Source organism: Variovorax sp. Root411 (assembly GCF_001425205.1).
Taxonomy (GTDB): Bacteria; Pseudomonadota; Gammaproteobacteria; order Burkholderiales; family Burkholderiaceae_C; genus Variovorax.
In genome coordinates, this window is the sequence record NZ_LMDW01000016.1 from 322994 (window position 1) to 338643 (window position 15650).

Annotated in this window: 19 protein-coding genes; 8 read left to right on the top strand and 11 right to left on the bottom strand. The window is 67.8% G+C overall.

The features are described 5' to 3' along the window. Positions 1–77 precede the first annotated feature (77 nt). From ASC92_RS18135 to ASC92_RS18160, 6 genes are read left to right on the top strand one after another with little or no spacing between them, the layout of a single operon-like run. Entirely contained in the window at positions 78–587 is a 510-nt protein-coding gene (locus tag ASC92_RS18135; RefSeq protein ID WP_056518414.1) for a GlcG/HbpS family heme-binding protein, read from the top strand. 29 nt (positions 588–616) lie between these two features. Beyond that, a complete protein-coding gene (locus ASC92_RS18140; protein ID WP_235505875.1) occupies positions 617–1285 on the top strand; it encodes an ankyrin repeat domain-containing protein in 669 nt (222 codons plus the stop codon). A gap of 45 nt (positions 1286–1330) precedes the next feature. Continuing rightward, entirely contained in the window at positions 1331–1975 is a 645-nt protein-coding gene (locus ASC92_RS18145) for an FMN-binding negative transcriptional regulator (protein WP_056518416.1), read from the top strand. Between the two features lies 1 nt (position 1976). Next, entirely contained in the window at positions 1977–2198 is a 222-nt protein-coding gene (locus ASC92_RS18150) for a hypothetical protein (protein WP_056518417.1), read from the top strand. Next, complete coding sequence (gene tadA, locus ASC92_RS18155) at positions 2188–3297, top strand: tRNA adenosine(34) deaminase TadA (protein ID WP_056518418.1); 1110 nt, start codon at positions 2188–2190, stop codon at positions 3295–3297. Before ASC92_RS18150 ends, tadA begins: the two co-directional genes overlap by 11 nt. Then, on the top strand, positions 3294–4262 hold the full coding sequence (locus tag ASC92_RS18160) for an LD-carboxypeptidase (protein ID WP_056518419.1): 969 nt from the start codon (positions 3294–3296) through the stop codon (positions 4260–4262). Before tadA ends, ASC92_RS18160 begins: the two co-directional genes overlap by 4 nt. A gap of 59 nt (positions 4263–4321) precedes the next feature. Here the strand turns inward: ASC92_RS18160 and ASC92_RS18165 are convergent, their stop codons facing one another. Continuing rightward, on the bottom strand, positions 4322–4657 hold the full coding sequence (locus tag ASC92_RS18165) for a hypothetical protein (RefSeq protein WP_007832215.1): 336 nt from the start codon (positions 4655–4657) through the stop codon (positions 4322–4324). 337 nt (positions 4658–4994) lie between these two features. On the opposite strand from ASC92_RS18165, the gene ASC92_RS18170 reads away from it, so the two are divergent. Together ASC92_RS18170 and ASC92_RS18175 are read left to right on the top strand one after the other, a co-directional pair. Continuing rightward, entirely contained in the window at positions 4995–5942 is a 948-nt protein-coding gene (locus tag ASC92_RS18170; RefSeq protein WP_056518420.1) for an adenylate/guanylate cyclase domain-containing protein, read from the top strand. A gap of 254 nt (positions 5943–6196) precedes the next feature. Further along, complete coding sequence (locus ASC92_RS18175; RefSeq protein ID WP_056518421.1) at positions 6197–6571, top strand: hypothetical protein; 375 nt, start codon at positions 6197–6199, stop codon at positions 6569–6571. 23 nt (positions 6572–6594) lie between these two features. Here the strand turns inward: ASC92_RS18175 and ASC92_RS18180 are convergent, their stop codons facing one another. The 10 genes from ASC92_RS18180 to ASC92_RS18225 form a co-directional block, all read right to left on the bottom strand. Next, entirely contained in the window at positions 6595–8103 is a 1509-nt protein-coding gene (locus ASC92_RS18180; RefSeq protein WP_056518422.1) for a mannitol dehydrogenase family protein, read from the bottom strand. Between the two features lie 14 nt (positions 8104–8117). After that, positions 8118–9329 (bottom strand): D-mannonate dehydratase ManD, encoded by a 1212-nt coding sequence (gene manD / locus ASC92_RS18185; protein ID WP_056518423.1) that lies wholly within the window; start codon positions 9327–9329, stop codon positions 8118–8120. Between the two features lie 27 nt (positions 9330–9356). Then, the gene (locus ASC92_RS18190) at positions 9357–10148 is read right to left on the bottom strand and encodes an amino acid ABC transporter ATP-binding protein (protein ID WP_056518424.1); all 792 of its coding nucleotides are present in this window, start codon (positions 10146–10148) and stop codon (positions 9357–9359) included. Then, positions 10145–10804 (bottom strand): amino acid ABC transporter permease, encoded by a 660-nt coding sequence (locus tag ASC92_RS18195; protein WP_056518425.1) that lies wholly within the window; start codon positions 10802–10804, stop codon positions 10145–10147. The genes ASC92_RS18190 and ASC92_RS18195 overlap by 4 nt, the downstream gene beginning before the upstream one ends. Before the next feature lie 12 nt (positions 10805–10816). Next, the gene (locus tag ASC92_RS18200; protein ID WP_056518426.1) at positions 10817–11482 is read right to left on the bottom strand and encodes an amino acid ABC transporter permease; all 666 of its coding nucleotides are present in this window, start codon (positions 11480–11482) and stop codon (positions 10817–10819) included. A 46-nt stretch (positions 11483–11528) separates the two neighbouring features. Further along, the gene (locus tag ASC92_RS18205; protein ID WP_056518427.1) at positions 11529–12566 is read right to left on the bottom strand and encodes an L-idonate 5-dehydrogenase; all 1038 of its coding nucleotides are present in this window, start codon (positions 12564–12566) and stop codon (positions 11529–11531) included. Between the two features lie 107 nt (positions 12567–12673). After that, a complete protein-coding gene (locus ASC92_RS18210) occupies positions 12674–13525 on the bottom strand; it encodes a transporter substrate-binding domain-containing protein (protein ID WP_056518428.1) in 852 nt (283 codons plus the stop codon). A gap of 34 nt (positions 13526–13559) precedes the next feature. Further along, on the bottom strand, positions 13560–14405 hold the full coding sequence (locus tag ASC92_RS18215; protein WP_056518429.1) for a substrate-binding periplasmic protein: 846 nt from the start codon (positions 14403–14405) through the stop codon (positions 13560–13562). 58 nt (positions 14406–14463) lie between these two features. Then, the gene (locus ASC92_RS18220; RefSeq protein ID WP_082519632.1) at positions 14464–15195 is read right to left on the bottom strand and encodes a FadR/GntR family transcriptional regulator; all 732 of its coding nucleotides are present in this window, start codon (positions 15193–15195) and stop codon (positions 14464–14466) included. An 87-nt stretch (positions 15196–15282) separates the two neighbouring features. Next, a complete protein-coding gene (locus ASC92_RS18225; RefSeq protein WP_056518430.1) occupies positions 15283–15639 on the bottom strand; it encodes a response regulator in 357 nt (118 codons plus the stop codon). Between the last annotated feature and the right edge of the window lie 11 nt (positions 15640–15650).

Here is a 15650-nt window from a genome sequence, read left to right on the forward strand (position 1 = left end):
GCGCCGGGTTTTCTACAGTGGCGCAGCCGTCGGCAACAGCCGGCGCAACCACCCGCATCCACTGGAGAAAACGAACAATGCATTCCATCCTTCGCCTCGGCGGCCTCGCCGCTCTGCTCGCCGCTTCCGCAGTCCAGGCCCAGACGCCCGCACCCGCGGCTTCGACCGTGCGCACCGAAAAGAACATGTCGCTCGCACTGGCCAACCAGATCGCGGCCGAAGCCGTGGCCGCCTGCGCGGCCAACGGCTACAACGTGGCGGCGACCGTGGTCGACCGCGCCGGCACCGTGCGTGCCGTGCAGCGCGCCGACAACGCCGGCCCGCACACGCTGGCTTCGAGCGAGCGCAAGGCCTGGACCTCGGCCTCGGCCAAGAGCCCGACGCAGGCCATGATGGAAGGCGCGCAGAAGAACGCAGGTGCGGCCAACCTGGTCTACCTGCCGGGCTTCCTGCTGCTGGGCGGCGGCGTGCCGGTCAAGTCGGGCAATGAAGTGATCGGCGCGGTCGGTGTGGGCGGCGCACCCGGCGGCCACCTCGACGACCAGTGCGCCAACGCGGCGCTGGAAAAGGTCAAGGGCCTGCTCTGATGAAGGCGTGCGGCATCTGGCCGGGTGTGATGGCGATAACGCTCGGGTTGGGCGTGCCGGTCAGTGCGCTCGCCCAGGTGCCGCCGCTGGCAGCGGAGGTGCTGGCCTACGAAGGACTGCACCAGGCCGCATGGCATGGCGACCTGCAGAAGCTGAAGGCGCTGGCCGCCTCGGGCGCCAACCTCGATGCGCGCGACACGCGTGGCCGCACGCCGCTGCATGTCGCCACGCATGCGCGGCAGCGCGAGGCGATCAAGCTGCTGGCCAAGGCCGGCGCCAACCTCGATCTGCTCGACGACGACCGCTACGACGCGGTCACCATCGCGTCGGTGGCCGATGACACGCCGACGCTTTCGCTGCTGCTGTCGCTTGGCGCCAAGGCCGGGCAGACCACGAGCCGCTACGACGGCACCGCGCTGATCGCGGCCGCACACCTCGGGCACGACGAGGTGGTGCGGCGGTTGATCTCGGCCGGTGCGCCGCTCGACCACGTCAACAACCTGCACTGGACGGCCGTGATCGAATCCATCGTGCTCGGCGATGGCGGCCCGCGCCACCAGCGCACGCTGGCCGCGCTGATCGATGCCGGCGCCAGCCTAAAACTGGCCGACCGCCAGGGCAACACGCCGCTGCAGCTGGCCAAGGCGCGCGGCTACGCCGCGATGGTGAAACTCCTGGAGGCGCCGCGTACAAGATAGGGGCGGCTCGGGGACAATCGGGCCTCGCCACGAGGAAAAACGCCCATGTACATGCCCCCGCAGTTCAATGCCAAGGATCCGTCCATCGCGCTGGAGCTGATGCGCTCGCACCCATTCGCGAGCCTGATCTCGAACGACGACGACGGGCTGCCGTACGTCACGCACCTGCCGCTGGTGGCCGAGCCGCGCGGAGGCGACGAACTGGTGCTGCTGGGGCATTGCGCCAAGCCCAATCCGCACTGGCGCTACCTGCAGGCGCGACCCCAGGCGGTCGTCACCTTCCTCGGTCCGCATTCGTACCTTTCGCCTTCGGTGTACCCCGACCTGGCCCGCGTGCCGACCTGGAACTACCTCGCCGTGCACTGCACCGTCGAGGCCCGGCTGATCGAGGAGCCTGTGGACAAGGACGCGCTGCTCAAGAAACTCATCGGCGACCACGAGCCTGCCTATGCGCAGCAGTGGCGCGACCTGGGCGAGGAGTTCCAGCTCAAGATGCTGGCCGGCATCACGGGCTTCGAGTTGCGCGTGACGGCGCTGCAATGCAAAGTCAAGCTCAACCAGCATCGCCGCGAGTCGCATGCCGCGATGCACGCGGTCTACAGCGCAGGCACGCCGGACGAGCAGGCGCTTGCCGTGTGGATGGGCCGGCTCGGCATGACGGCCGATGCGCCCGTGGCGGAGGAACGCTGAGATGCGCGGATTCGGGCTCATCGGCCTCGTGCTGGCACTCGTGATCGCCGGGCTGGTTGCGAAAAAGCAGATGACGAGCATGGCTTCTTCTTCGCGGCCGGCCGTGCCCGGCGTTGCTGCACCAGCAGGCGAAGCGCCTGTGAATGCGCAACAGGTGCAGCAGCAGGTCAAGGAAGCGCTCGACGCGGCGGCCAAGGCGCGCCAGATGCCGGATGACAACTGAGGCCATTCCCGCGCCAATGCCGGGCGACGCGCACTGGATGGCGCTTGCGCTCGCCGAGGCGCAGCTTGCCGCCGAGGCAGGCGAGGTGCCCGTCGGCGCTGTGCTGGTCAAGGACGGCCAGCTGATCGCGACGGGCCGCAACACGCCGGTCGCGCAGCACGATCCCAGCGCGCATGCCGAGATCAACGCGCTACGCGCCGGCGCCGCCGCGCTCGGCAACTACCGGCTCGATGGCTGCGAACTGTTCGTCACGCTGGAACCTTGCGCGATGTGCTCGGGGGCGATGCTGCATTCGCGCCTGGCGCGCGTCGTGTACGGCGCTGCGGACCCAAAGACCGGTGCAGCCGGCTCGGTGCTCGATCTCTTCGCCGAACCCCGGCTGAACCATCACACGCTGGTGCAAGGCGGTGTGCTGGCGCAGCAGTGCGCCGCCGTGCTGCAGGCCTTCTTCCAGCAGCGCCGGAGCGCCGCGCGCGCGCAGGCCGAACCCTTGCGCGACGACGCGTTGCGCACGCCGCAGGAGCGCTTCGACGCGCTGGCCGGCTACGCCTTCGCGCCGCACCACGTGCAGGACCTGCAGAGCCAGCAGGGCTGGCGCATGCACTACGTCGATGAAGGCGGTGAGGGCGAAGCGGCATGCTGCCTGTGCCTGCACGGCCCGGGCGAATGGGGCTACTTCTTTCGGCACCTCGTGGGTCTGCCCGGGCTGCGCACGCTCGTGCCCGACCTGATCGGCTTCGGCAAGAGCGACAAGCCAAAGCGCGAAACGCCGCATCGCTTTGAATGGCACCGCGACGTGCTGCTCGAATGGCTGGATCGCGTGCAGCCCGGTGCGATGGTGCTCGCCCACAGCGCGGCCGCGACCGACCTGGCCGCGCTGCTGCAGGCCGCGGCGCCCGGCCGTTTCGCGGCGATGCTGCTCGCGCCCGACGGCGGCGAGCAAATCGAGGGCGCATGGCGCGCGCCTTTCCCCGATCGGGGCTACGAAGCCGCGCTGCGCGCGCTCGGCCCCATCGCCACGTCGTCCGGGCCTGCGCTGGCGCAAGCCCGAACGTTCGTGCTGCAGGCACGAAACGCAATGGGATACTCGAACACGTGAGCAAACACATCTATATCTATTCCCCCGCCAGCGCGGTCCGCGACAAGGCCGCCTTCCGGCGCGGCGTGAAGCGGCTCGAGGCACTGGGCCATGAAGTCGAAATCGACGAGGCGGCACTCTCGGCGCACCAACGCTTCGCGGGCGACGACGCCACGCGGCTGGCCGCGATTTCGCGCGCGGCAGCGAGCGGTGCCGACGTCGCGCTCATCGCGCGCGGCGGCTACGGCCTCACGCGCATCCTCGATGCCATTCCGTACAAAGCCGTGGCCAAGGCCATCGACAAGGGCACCGAGTTCGTCGGCTGCAGCGACTTCACTGCGCTGCAGAGCGCGTTGCTGGTCAAGACCGGCGCCGTGAGCTGGTCGGGCCCTGCGCTCGGCGAAGACTTCGGCGCCGAGGCCGGCCCCGACGACATCATGGAAGCCTGCTTCGACGACCTCGTGAGCGGGCAGGGCGAAGGCACCGGCTGGCGCATGCCGGTGCGCGATGCCGACCTGAAATTCAAGCCCGTGCAGGACGCAGTGCTGTGGGGCGGCAACCTCTGCGTGCTGGCCAGCCTGCTCGGCACGCCGTACTTTCCCGCGGTCGACAAGGGCGTGCTCTTCATCGAGGACACCAACGAGCATCCGTACCGCATCGAACGCATGCTCGACCAGTTGAAGATGGCCGGCGTGCTGGCGCGCCAGCGTGCCATCGTGTTCGGGCAGTTCACCGGCATCCGCAAGGTGCCGGGTTACGACCGCGGCTTTGGCCTTGACACGGTGATCGACCGGCTGCGCGCATCGCTCAAGGTGCCCGTGCTGGCGGGCCTGCCATTCGGCCACGTGCCGACGAAGGTGCTGCTGCCGGTGGGTGCGAAGGTGTCGATGGCGGCGCAAGGGCGCGACGTCTTCCTCGTATGGGGCCACTTGCACGCGTCGGCGCATGGGCACCACCACGAACATGATCATCAACACGCCCATTGACCACGGGCAGGGAGAAGAAAGCGAAAAAAGAAAAACGGCCCCGAAGGGCCGCCGCAGCTTCAGCTGTTGTTGCTGGTAAAGCGCTGATGCGCGCGAGGCCCCATCGAGCCCGGCAATCCGCCCTTGAACATGCTGTTGATGGCTTTCATCTGGCGGCGTGCGGCGGTTTCGCCGTCAATGGCACTCAGCGCCATCATCACGTCCTGGCGCAGGTACCAGAGTGCCTCGACGTCGGCCGCGAAGCGCACGCGTTGGCTGACGCGCTGCACCGAGTGGCCGCCATGGCCCTGAAGCACCGACAGCATTGCGGTGCGAATGCGCCCCAGCTGGCTCTCCGTCGCCTGGCGGGATCCGGAGCCGGGTACGTTCAGCAGGCGAAGGAGGCGGAGAAGCATGGACGGGATGCGTGTGGGAAGCCAGGACGGCCGCTACCTTAAGCCTCAGTTACGAGTTCCACAAGATCTGAAACGATGTTTCTTGTTTGTAAACAACACCCTTTACTTAGTGTTTTCGCCGTCGTTGTGTTTTGTTTTCAAAAGTACTACAAGCGGCCAAAAGACCCTGATATGCCTGCCCCGTTCCCGGCGGGGTATACCAAGCGGTCAACACGAAGAGGGCGCACGCCGTTTCATCTGTGCGTGAATGGATATAGCCAAGAGAGCTGCTTGCGGAGGAAGGTAGAGAGCCTGAACGTTCACAACCTGCGATAGAGAAATCGAGAATCACAACAATATGGGTGTCAATTCCACAGTCGTGTTCGCGGACTTGACGGGGAGCACGAGAGTCTTCGAGGCCATGGGGAATGCGCGGGCCACGGAAACGGTGACGCGGCTGACGCAATGGATCGGCGGCGTGTGCCAGGCGCACGGCGGTCGGGTGGTGAAGTCGCTCGGAGACGGCGTGTTCGCCATCTTCTCCAGCGGTGCTGCCGCCACGCACGCCGTCGTCGAACTGCAGCGCTATCACCAGAAGCGGCTGCTCGCGTGGCCTGTGCCGTTGCGCATGGCGCTGCAGATCGGCGTGGCCAGTGGCGAGGTGGTCGAGGTCGAGGGCGACTGCTACGGCGACGCCGTCAACCTGGCCTCGCGCCTGAGCGACCTGGCCGGCCCCGGCCAGATCTGGGTGACCGACGCCGTCATCTCGCAATTGCGCGAAGGCACGGTGCAGCACCGCGACCTGGGGCTCATCAACATCCGCGGCCGCAGCGAGATGTCGGTGGTGCACCGTATCGACTGGCAGGAGGAGGTGACGACCTTCCTCACCGTGCCTGCGACGCTCGCTCCGCTGCGGATGCCGGACTCCACCTTCGGCCAGATCGAACTGGCCTGGCTCGACGTTCGTTCGATGTTCCGTACCGAAGAACTCCCGATCCACCTCGGGCGCGTCAACGACGCGCAATTCGTGGTCAACGATCCGCGCGTCTCGCGGCTGCATGCGCGCATCGAGTTGCGACAGGGCAGCTGTGTGCTGATCGACGTCAGCACCTATGGCACCTGGGTGCGCTTCCACGGCAACGGCGGGCCAAGCACCGAGATCGCCCTGCGGCGCGAGGAATGCGTGCTGCACGGGCGCGGCGAGATCGGGCTGGGCGCGCCACTCAGCGATGTCAGCGCGCCGACCATCGCCTTCAACACGAACAGCGGCGATGTGATGCTGTCGCGCCGAGAGATCGCGCGTTGACGCTGCGCGGCCGCTGCCCCAAGGCTTGATGCAGCGGCATGCACATTGGCATGCCAATTTTGTTTTGGGAAGTGACCAAAAAGTCACGCAAGTACACATTTGTGTGGCGAAGGCGCTGGTTTTTGAATGCCTGCCAGTCGGTTTTTCACAGGGCATGCTGCTTGCCTTGTATCGCTCGACCGGCGTTGAAACGCCGTAGGAGCGAGGAACATGGTGGAACAGTTCGAGGCCGGCTGCGCGAGCCGGGTCGTTGCATGAACGCAGTGAGCAGCATGGGTGCCATCGGTGGCCTCAACGGCATGGAAGGTGGGGCCAGCGTGAACTTCAGCGCCGAGCACCCCGCGAATGAGCCCACCGCGGCGCGCAGCAAGGGGGTGACGCACGTGCGCCCCTTCACCAGGGTCGAGGCCGCCATCGCGGCGGTGGAGTCGCTGGACCGCGAACTCAAGAAGTTCGAACTCGCGGTGGCCGACAGCCTGCAGGACTACCTTGGCGTGCAGATGGCGCAGATCACCGACTGCGCGCTGGCACGCGGCTGGGAGCCGGTCAGCTTCATGCAGAAGGACGGGTTCCGCGTGTACCGCTATGAGGCCATGCCCGCCTACAAGGGGCGCCGCAAGAAGCGCTGAGGTGCCGCCGCGGAGCCGGACGGTCAGCCGCCGGCCGTCGTGTCGAAGACGGCCAGGGTGCCGAGCACGCCGTGCGTCTCGAGCACGCCCAGGTGGCGCGCCACCGTCGCCACGAATCGCGGTTCGCCGCCAAGCTCGCCGAAGACTGGCGCGAACTCCGCGAAAAAGGCCACGCGCTCCTGTATCGACGGTGCCGCATCGGCTTGCACGAGCCGTTGAGCCAGTGCATCGGCCAGCGGGTCCTGGATGTCGTGCGTGGCACCGGTCTCGTCCGCGCCGCGCAGGTAGTGAATCCACGCGGCGACGGCGAGCGCGAGCCGGTCGATCGGTTGCTTGGCGGCGAGCCGGTCGCGCACCGTACCGAGCAGGCGCTGCGGCAGCTTCTGCGAGCCGTCCATTGCGATCTGCTTCGTCTGGTGCTGCAGCGCTGGGTTCGAGAAGCGCTGCAGCAAGCGCGCGCGATAGCTGTCCAGGTCGAGGCCTTGCATGGCCGGCAGCGTGGGGGCGATCTCTTCTCGCATCAGCGCATCGATGAAGTTGCGCAAGGCCGGCTCCGCCATCGCGCTGTCCACCGTGCGAAAGCCCGCCATCGCACCCAGGTAGGCAAGCGCCGAATGGCTGCCGTTGACCATGCGCAGCTTCAGCCGCTCGAACGGTTCCGCATGTTCGACGAAGCGCGCGCCACCCGCGGCCCAGTCGGGGCGCCCGTGGGCGAAGCGGTCTTCCACCACCCATTCGAGAAAAGGCTCGCCGATCACCGGCCATGCATCCTCGGCACCGAGGCGCACGGAGATGCGTTCGCGGTCGGCGTCGGTGGTTCGCGGCACGATGCGGTCGACCATCGAATTGGGGAAGCTGCAGTGCGCGTCGATCCAGCCGTGCAACGCGCCGTCGACCTGCTGCGCAAAGGCCAGCACGATGCCGCGCAACGTGTCCCCGTTCGCGGGCAGGTTGTCGCAGGACAGCAGCGTGACGGGCGGCAGCCCGCACCCGCGGCGCAGGTTCAGCGCATGCACGACGAATCCGGCCATCGTGCGCGGCGCTTCCGGGTGCGCGAGATCGTGCGCGATGTCCGCATCGTCCAGCCGCAGCGCGCCGGTGGCCGGATCGTGGTGGTAGCCCTTCTCGGTGATCGTCAGGGTGACGATGCGCGTGTCCGGATGGGCGAGGCGTTCGAGCACGGCCTGCGGGTCTTCCGGCGCCACGAGCACGTCGAGCAGGTTGCCCACCACCTGCAGTGCCTCGCGCGGGCTGCCGTCGTCGGCCGCATCGCGCAGTGCCAGCGTGTAGAGGCCGCTCTGCGACATCAGCGCATCGCGCGTGTCGGCTGCGCGCAGCGACACGCCCACCGTGCCCCAGCGCAGGTCGCCGCTGGCATGCAGCGCCGCCTCGTTGACGACCGCGAGGTGTGCGCGGTGAAAGGCGCCCACGCCAAGGTGCACGATGCCGGCCTGCAGCGCCTCGCGGTCATAGCGCGGCTTCGCCACGTCGGCGGGCAGCGAGGGCAGGGTACCGGGATGCAGGCGTGCCATGGCGCTTGCCCCGCTCACCAGTTCCACAGCGTGCCGTCGTGCTGCAGCCGGTTCACCGGCAGGTAGGCGCGCTGGTACGGGTACTTGGCGGCCAGCTTCTCGTCGATGTCCACGCCATGGCCCGGCGCCTCGCCCGGATGCAGCATGCCGTTGGCGAAGCTGTAGGCGTGCGGGAACACCGCATCGGTTTCATCGGTGTGGCGCATGTACTCCTGGATGCCGAAGTTCGGCACCCACATGTCGAAGTGCAGCGCCGCGCCCATGCAGGCCGGGGAGAGGTCGGTCGCACCGTGGCAGCCCGTGCGCACCTGGTAGAGCGAGGCCAGGTCGGCGATGCGGCGCAGCTGCGTGATGCCGCCCGCGTGGACCACCGTGGTGCGGATGAAGTCGATCAGCTGGTTCTCGATCAGGTCCTTGCAGTCCCAGATGCTGTTGAAGATCTCGCCCACAGCCAGCGGCGTGGTCGTGTGCTGGCGGATCAGCCTGAAGGCTTCCTGGTTCTCGGCCGGCGTGGCGTCTTCCATCCAGAACAGGTTGAAGGGCTCCAGCGACTTGCCCAGCCGCCCGGCCTCGATGGGCGTGAGGCGGTGGTGCACGTCGTGCAGCAAGTGGATGTCGGGGCCCACAGCGCTGCGCACCGCGTCGAACAGCTTGGGCGTGTGTTCCAGGTACTTGGCGGTCGACCAGTCGTGCTCGCTCGGCAGGTCGGAATCGGCCGGCTCGTAGAACATGGTGCCGCGGCCCACGCCGTACACCTTCTCCAGGCCCGGCACGCCGCTTTGCGCGCGGATGGCCTGGTAGCCCTCGGACTTGTAGCGCAGCACCTCGTCCACCGTCTGTTCGATGTCGCGGCCGTTGGCGTGGCCGTACACCATCACGCCGGTGCGGCTCTTGCCGCCGAGCAGCTGGTACAGCGGCATGTTGGCGGCCTTGGCCTTGATGTCCCACAGCGCGGTGTCGACCGCCGCAATGGCGGTCATGGTCACCGGGCCGCGGCGCCAGTAGGCGCCCTTGTAGAGGTACTGCCAGATGTCCTCGATCTGATGCGCGTCGCGCCCGATCAGGCAGGGAATGACGTGCTCCGTGAGGTAAGCCGCCACGGACAGCTCGCGGCCGTTGAGCGTGGCGTCGCCGATGCCGGTGAGGCCTTCATCGGTTTCGATCTTCAGGGTGACGAAGTTGCGGCCCGGGCTGCAGACGATGACGCGTGCGTTGGTGATTTTCATGATGCGTGACTTGAGGGGGTGTGGGGTTCAGCCGTTCCAGCCGAGGTGACCGAGGAAGTCGCGGGTGCGCTCCACCGTCGGGTTGTCGAAGATCTGCGTGGGCGGGCCCTGTTCGATGATGGCGCCGGCCTCGAATACCACCACCCAGTCGGCCACGCGCCGCGCGAAGCCCATTTCGTGGGTTACCACGATCATGGTCATGCCTTCCTGCGCGAGCTTCTGCATCACGCTCAGCACTTCGCCGACGGTCTCGGGGTCGAGCGCCGAGGTGGGTTCGTCGAACAGCATCACCTCGGGCTCCATCGCCAGCGCCCGGGCAATGGCCACGCGCTGCTGCTGGCCGCCTGAAAGGTTGGCCGGGAAGTTGCCGGCCTTGTCGGCCAGGCCGACTTTTTCAAGCAGCACCTTCGCGCGTTCCCGGGCCTTCGCTTCGGACATGCCGAGCACGGTGACCGGGCCCATCGCCACGTTGTCGAGCGCCGACTTGTGCGGGAACAACTCGAAGCTCTGGAACACCATGCCCATGCGCTGGCGCACCTTGCGCACCTGCGATTCCTGCGTGGGCAGCGCCACGCCGTCGACCAGCACGCGCCCGCCGTCGATGGTCTCCAGGGCGTTCGTGCAACGCAGCAGGGTCGACTTGCCCGAGCCCGACGGGCCGATCAGGCACATCACCTCGCCCTTGTGCACCTGCAGCGACACGCCGCGCAGCGCCACGAAGTCGCCGTACAGCTTGCGGACGTTCTCATACACCAGCACGGGCGGCTGGTCGGCGTTCTTGCGCGCCGGGGAAAGAGCGGTGGGGGTGGCTGCGTTCATTCCTTGACTCCGTATTTGCGGTGGATCCAGTCCACCAGCTTGGCTTGCGGGTAGCCCATGAGCCAGTAGATGACGGCCATGGCGGTGAGCATTTCCAGCACGCGGAAGGTCTGCGCGCGGATCTGCATCGAGGTGTAGGCAAGCTCGCTCACTGCGATGACCGAGACCAGCGAGGTGTCCTTGAACAGCGAGATCCAGGTGCTCGCGATCACCGGAAGGATGCGGCGCGCGGCCTGCGGAATCACCACCTTGAACATCGCCTGCCGGCGCGACATGCCGATGGCGAGCGCGGCCTCCATCTGCCCCTTGCGGATCGAGTTGATGCCCGCGCGGAAGGTCTCGGCGTTGTAGGCCGCGACGTTCAGCACCAGCGCCACGAGCGCGGTGGTGATGGCCGAGAACTGCACGTCGAAGGCCATGGGCATCACGTAGAAGGCCCAGTAGATGATCAGGATCAGCGGCAGGTTGCGAAAGAACTCCACGAAGCCGAGCGAGGCCGACTGCAGCAGCTTGTTGGGCGACAGGCGCATCAGCGCGAGCACGATGCCGCCCGGCACCGCCAGCAGCATGGTGACCACCGTCAGCCCCACCGTGAGGGCGGCGCCTTCGAGCAGCGCGGCGCGGTGCGTCCAGATCACGGACCAATCGAATGTCATGGCGTGTCTTTCCTAGGAGCGGCCGAGGTGCGCGAAGCGGCGGTAGAGCCGGTCCACGCCCCGCGTCACGGGGAACAGGATGCAGAAGTACGCCACCATCACCGCGGTGAACACCTCCACCGGCCGATAGCTCTGGCCGGCCACGGTTTCGGCGCGGTGCATCAGTTCGGGCACCGCGATCACGGTGGCGATGGCCGTGTCCTTGATGGCGATGGTGAGGATCGAGCCGAAGGCCGGCAGCATCCGCACGATGGCCTGCGGCAGCAGCACCTTGCGCAAGATTTGTGCGCGCGACATGCCCAGCGCCAGCGCGGCGCGCGTCTGGCCCGGCCGGATCGACTCGATGCCGGCGCGGATCACCTCCGCCGCGTAGGCCGCGATGTGCAGCGTGAGTGCGACCAGCGCCGCCCAGAAAGGCGGGAAGGTCACGTTCGCGATGATCGGGAACGCGAAGTAGATCCAGATCAGCACCACGAGCACCGGAATGGCGCGCATCGAGTCGATGTAGAAGACCAGCAGCGGCCGCAGCCAGCGCGGGCCGTACAGCCGCAGCAGCGCAATCACGAGCCCGGCCAGCAGGCTCGTGGCCGCGCTGACGATGCTCAGCAGCACGGTCATGCCCAGGCCGCTGGTGAAGAAGCGCCAGTTGTCCGCGATGGGCGAAAAATCGAAGTTCATGGGAAGAACCTCCGTCAGGTGATGAAGGAAAGGGCGGCCGCGTTCTTCAGAACGTGACCATCACCTTCATGGCGCGCTGCCGGTCGGCGGCCAGCGCGAAGGCCTCGTGCACGCGCGCCACCGGCAGTGCGTCGGTCAGCAGCGGCGACACGTCGAGCACGCCGCGGCTCAGGTAGTCGACCGCCCATGCGTACTCGTCGACGAAGCGGAACGTGCCTACGTAGGTGAGGCTCTTCACCATGATCTGGTTGAACGGGCAGCCATCGCTGCTGCCGTTGAGCGTGCCCACCTGCACGACGGTGCCGCGCGGGCGCGTCAGCCGGATGCAGTTGGCCAGCCCCGCGTAGTTGCCCGACACCTCGAAGCTCACGTCGACCTGGCCCTTGCCTTCGGCCAGTGCGTCCAGCGCCGACGGGTCCTTCGCGGCGTTGATGGTCTGCGTGGCGCCCACGCGGGTGCACGCGGCCAGCGTCTGGTCCTGGATGTCCACCGCGATCAGCCGGCTCGCGCCCGCCAGTTTCGCGGCCATGAGGATCAGCGCGCCGATGGGGCCGGTGCCGATCACCATCACCGTCTTGCCGAGCAGCGAGCCCGCCTCCTTCACCGCGTGCAGCGCCACCGCCAGCGGCTCGCCGAAGGCGGCCAGTTCGAACGACAGGTTCTCGGGCACCGGCACGCACTGGCTCGCTTCCACCACCACCTGCTCGCGCATCGCGCCCTGCATGTGGGGCCACTTGCTCGCGCTGCCGAAGAAGTGCACGTTCTCGCAATGGTTGGAGGCGCCCATGCGGCAGAAGCGGCAGTGGCCGCAGGTGCGCGAGGGGTTGAGCGCCACGCGGTCGCCGGCGCGCACCGACGTGACTTGCGCGCCCACTTCCAGCACCTGGCCCGAGGCTTCATGGCCCGGCGTGAGCGGGGCGCGAATCAGGAAGTCGCCGACGCGGCCGTGCTGGTAGTAGTGCAGGTCGGAGCCGCAGATGCCCACGGCCTTGACGCCGACGCGCACCTGCGTGGGCGACAGCGCTTCAATGGGCACGTCTTCCACGCGCAGGTCGCGGGCACCGTGGATCTGGCAATTCAACATGGTGAAGATCTCGAAATGATGGGCAAAGGGGTTCCCGCGGGCCGCGCCGATGGCGGCGGCCCGAAAGGCTTCGATGGGGACGGAGGGAGCGCCCGAGGGCGCTCAGCTCACTTGAGGTTCTGCGTCATGCGCCGCTCTTCCGCGGTCAGCGCGGGCTGCATGCGCTGCGCCACCGAGCGCAGCCAGTCGAGGTACACCTGCTGCTCCTTGGCCACGCCCATGCCGGACTGGATCTCGAAGATCTTGCTGTCCTGGCAGTCGTTTTCTTTCGGGAATGCGGCCAGCCCCTTCACCTTCTTGCTGATGTTGGGCCACAGCATGCGGTTGAGCGGCGCGACGTCGGAGCGCCCGGCCATCACTTCCTCGATGGGTGCGACCGAGCCCGAATTGGCCACGCCGCGCAGCTTGGCCTTGGGGAACTGCTGGCGCACCAGCGGCTCTTCGCCGGCGCCCGAGAAGTAGGCGATAGTGACCTCGGGCTTGTTGAAGTCGTCCAGCGTCTTCGCGCTGGTGAACTTCGGGTTGTCGGCACGGCCGAACATGCACACACCGGTGCTGGAGAAGGTGACGAAGTCGATGATCTTCGCGCGCTCGGCCGTCTGGTTCAGCGGGCCGATCATGATGTCCATCTGGTTGGCCACCAGTGCGGGCACCTTGGTCTCGTGGCTCACCGGCACCGGCATCATCTTCACCCCGAGCAGCTTGGCGAATTCCTTGCCCAGCATCCACGACGGGCCGGCCCAGTCCTCGCCGTCGCCGCTGGTGTTCTGTACCAGCCAGGGCGGGTTGTTGACCACGCCGACGCGCAGCACGCCGGCCTTGCGGATGGCGTCGATGCGTGGGCTGGCGCCCGGTGCGGGCGGCGTCTGCGCCAGGGCCGTCGAGCCCATGGCCGCGAGGGCCGCCGCGAGCGTGGCACCGCGCGATGCGCGTGCCAGGAAGGTCTTGATCTTCGTCATGCTGTCTATCTCCTGATGCTGCTGGGATTCATGCTCACTTGAGCGTGCCGACGATGCGGGCCTCGTCGGCGTCGAGCCGCGCCTTCTGCGCCTTGGCGACCTCGCGCAACCAGTTCAGGTACGCGGGCTGGTTCTTGTCCACCGCGAGCCCGACGGGCGATGCCTTCTCGGTGCTCGACTGGCAGTTGTTGTCCTTCGGCAGCACGGCCAGGCCCTTGACCTTTTGCTGCAGGCCGACCCAGGGCACCCGGTTGATCGGCGCGGCGTCGGCGCGGCGCGCCATGATTTCCTCGATGGGCGCGGTGGCGCCCGAGCTTGCGACGGCGCGCAGCTTCGCCTTCGGAAAGCGCTCCTTGACCCAGCCTTCCTCGGCGCCGCCGGTGAAGTAGGCGATGGTCACGTCGGGCTGGTTGAGGTCGTCCACGGTGGCGGCCTTGCTCAGCTTCGCGTTGTCGGCGCGGCCGAACATGCATACGCTGGTGGCGGAGTAGATGACGAAGTCGACCACCTTGAGCCGCTCGGGCGTTTCGCCCAGCGGGCTGATGGTCATGTCGACCTGGTTGGCCGCGAGCACCGGCACCTTGGTCTCGTGCGAGACCGGCACGGTGCGCAGTTTCACGCCCAGCAGCCGTGCATATTCGTTGGCCAGCAGCCAGGCCGGGCCGCTCCACGGCTCGCCCTGGCCGGTGGTGTTTTCCATCAGCCAGGGGGCGTTCTGCAGCACGCCCACACGCAACTCGCCGGCCTTGCGGATGGCGTCGATGCGCGGGCTGGCGCTGGGTGCCGGCTGGGCGGACGCGCCGCCCGCGGTGGCGGCCAGCAATGTCAGGGCGAAGCAATGCGCGGCGATGCGGCATCGCCGAAGGACGGTGGATCTCATGGTCTTGTCTCCGTGGTTCGGGTGGCGCCGGCCGGGAGGCCGGACGCCGGGTGCCTGCTCAGCGCCAGGCTTGCGCGAATTCGCTGATCACGCGCTCGATGTGCGCGCGCATGGCCTTGCGAGCCGCGTCGGCGTCGCGCTCCAGCAGGGCGGTGAACACACGCTGGTGGTCGTCCTGCGAGGCGCGGCGCAGCGCCGGGGTGTGGAAGTGGGCTTCCAGCTGCGACCAGATCGGGGCCTTGGTGTGGTCCCACACCGCGGTCACCATCTGCAGCAGCACGCTGTTGCCGGTCGATTCGGCAATGCGCAGGTGGAACAGGCGGTCGGCCGCTTCGTTGGCCTCCTTGTCGTGCATGTTCTCGCGCATCTCGGCCAGCGCGCTGTAGATGCGGTCGAGGTCGCTGTCCTTGCGGCTCTCGGCGGCCACCGCCGCGATCTCGGCCTCGATCAGGCAGCGCGCGCGCAGCAGCTCGAAGGGGCCCGGGCCGGGTGACAGGGTGTAGGCCGAGGCGGGTGCCACCGCGCCGGGTGCTGGCGCGCAGACATAGATGCCCGAGCCGCCGCGCACTTCGACGTTGCCCTGGATCTCCAGCACGATGATGGCCTCGCGCACCAGCGTGCGACTCACGCTGAAGCGGTCGGCCAGTGCGCGTTCGGACGGCAGGCGGTCGCCCACCTTGAATTCGCCTTCGGTGATGAGGGCGGCAATGCTGGCGGCGAGCTTCTGGTAGGAGCGGTCGGAATCCAGCTCGGTCGCAGGCAGGCGGGGGAGTTCGTGGATGGTGGCCATGTGGTGAGCCAGTCTAAAAGTGGTTCACCAATTTACCGATAGTGGTTTACCACTAGCCGGCCCACCGGCGTGCGGGGGCTGCCGCGCTCAGCCCTGCGCCAGGAGGCCACCGAGCCTGTCGATGTCGATCGGCTTCTGCAGGTGGTGGTCGAACAGCCCTTCGGCCGTCTCGCCGCCCGTGTCCTCCGCCGAAAAACCCGAGATCGCGATGAGCAGCTTCGGCGTGCCCTGGGCGGTGCTGGCGCGCAGCCGCCGCGCTACCTCGGTGCCCGGGAAATCGGGCAGCGTGAGGTCGATGAGCGCGGCATCGAAGCTCTCGGCGGCGGCCGCGTCCAGCGCCTGCTGGGCCGTGTAGGTGCAGCGCGCGGTGTGGCCGAACAGGCCCAGCAATTCCTGCAGCAGGTCGGCCGCGGCCTTGTTGTCGTCGACGATCAGCACGTTCACGAGGGGGTTCT

What these genes read in the sequence shown, in the direction of transcription:
- ASC92_RS18135 (WP_056518414.1), top strand. Translation starts at nt 78, where the DNA reads ATGCATTCCATCCTTCGCCTCGGCGGCCTCGCCGCTCTGCTCGCCGCT.
- ASC92_RS18140 (WP_235505875.1), top strand. Translation starts at nt 617, where the DNA reads ATGGCGATAACGCTCGGGTTGGGCGTGCCGGTCAGTGCGCTCGCCCAG.
- ASC92_RS18145 (WP_056518416.1), top strand. Translation starts at nt 1,331, where the DNA reads ATGTACATGCCCCCGCAGTTCAATGCCAAGGATCCGTCCATCGCGCTG.
- ASC92_RS18150 (WP_056518417.1), top strand. Translation starts at nt 1,977, where the DNA reads ATGCGCGGATTCGGGCTCATCGGCCTCGTGCTGGCACTCGTGATCGCC.
- tadA (WP_056518418.1), top strand. Translation starts at nt 2,188, where the DNA reads ATGACAACTGAGGCCATTCCCGCGCCAATGCCGGGCGACGCGCACTGG.
- ASC92_RS18165 (WP_007832215.1), bottom strand. Translation starts at nt 4,657, where the DNA reads ATGCTTCTCCGCCTCCTTCGCCTGCTGAACGTACCCGGCTCCGGATCC.
- ASC92_RS18170 (WP_056518420.1), top strand. Translation starts at nt 4,995, where the DNA reads ATGGGTGTCAATTCCACAGTCGTGTTCGCGGACTTGACGGGGAGCACG.
- ASC92_RS18175 (WP_056518421.1), top strand. Translation starts at nt 6,197, where the DNA reads ATGAACGCAGTGAGCAGCATGGGTGCCATCGGTGGCCTCAACGGCATG.
- ASC92_RS18180 (WP_056518422.1), bottom strand. Translation starts at nt 8,103, where the DNA reads ATGGCACGCCTGCATCCCGGTACCCTGCCCTCGCTGCCCGCCGACGTG.
- manD (WP_056518423.1), bottom strand. Translation starts at nt 9,329, where the DNA reads ATGAAAATCACCAACGCACGCGTCATCGTCTGCAGCCCGGGCCGCAAC.
- ASC92_RS18190 (WP_056518424.1), bottom strand. Translation starts at nt 10,148, where the DNA reads ATGAACGCAGCCACCCCCACCGCTCTTTCCCCGGCGCGCAAGAACGCC.
- ASC92_RS18195 (WP_056518425.1), bottom strand. Translation starts at nt 10,804, where the DNA reads ATGACATTCGATTGGTCCGTGATCTGGACGCACCGCGCCGCGCTGCTC.
- ASC92_RS18200 (WP_056518426.1), bottom strand. Translation starts at nt 11,482, where the DNA reads ATGAACTTCGATTTTTCGCCCATCGCGGACAACTGGCGCTTCTTCACC.
- ASC92_RS18205 (WP_056518427.1), bottom strand. Translation starts at nt 12,566, where the DNA reads ATGTTGAATTGCCAGATCCACGGTGCCCGCGACCTGCGCGTGGAAGAC.
- ASC92_RS18210 (WP_056518428.1), bottom strand. Translation starts at nt 13,525, where the DNA reads ATGACGAAGATCAAGACCTTCCTGGCACGCGCATCGCGCGGTGCCACG.
- ASC92_RS18215 (WP_056518429.1), bottom strand. Translation starts at nt 14,405, where the DNA reads ATGAGATCCACCGTCCTTCGGCGATGCCGCATCGCCGCGCATTGCTTC.
- ASC92_RS18220 (WP_082519632.1), bottom strand. Translation starts at nt 15,195, where the DNA reads ATGGCCACCATCCACGAACTCCCCCGCCTGCCTGCGACCGAGCTGGAT.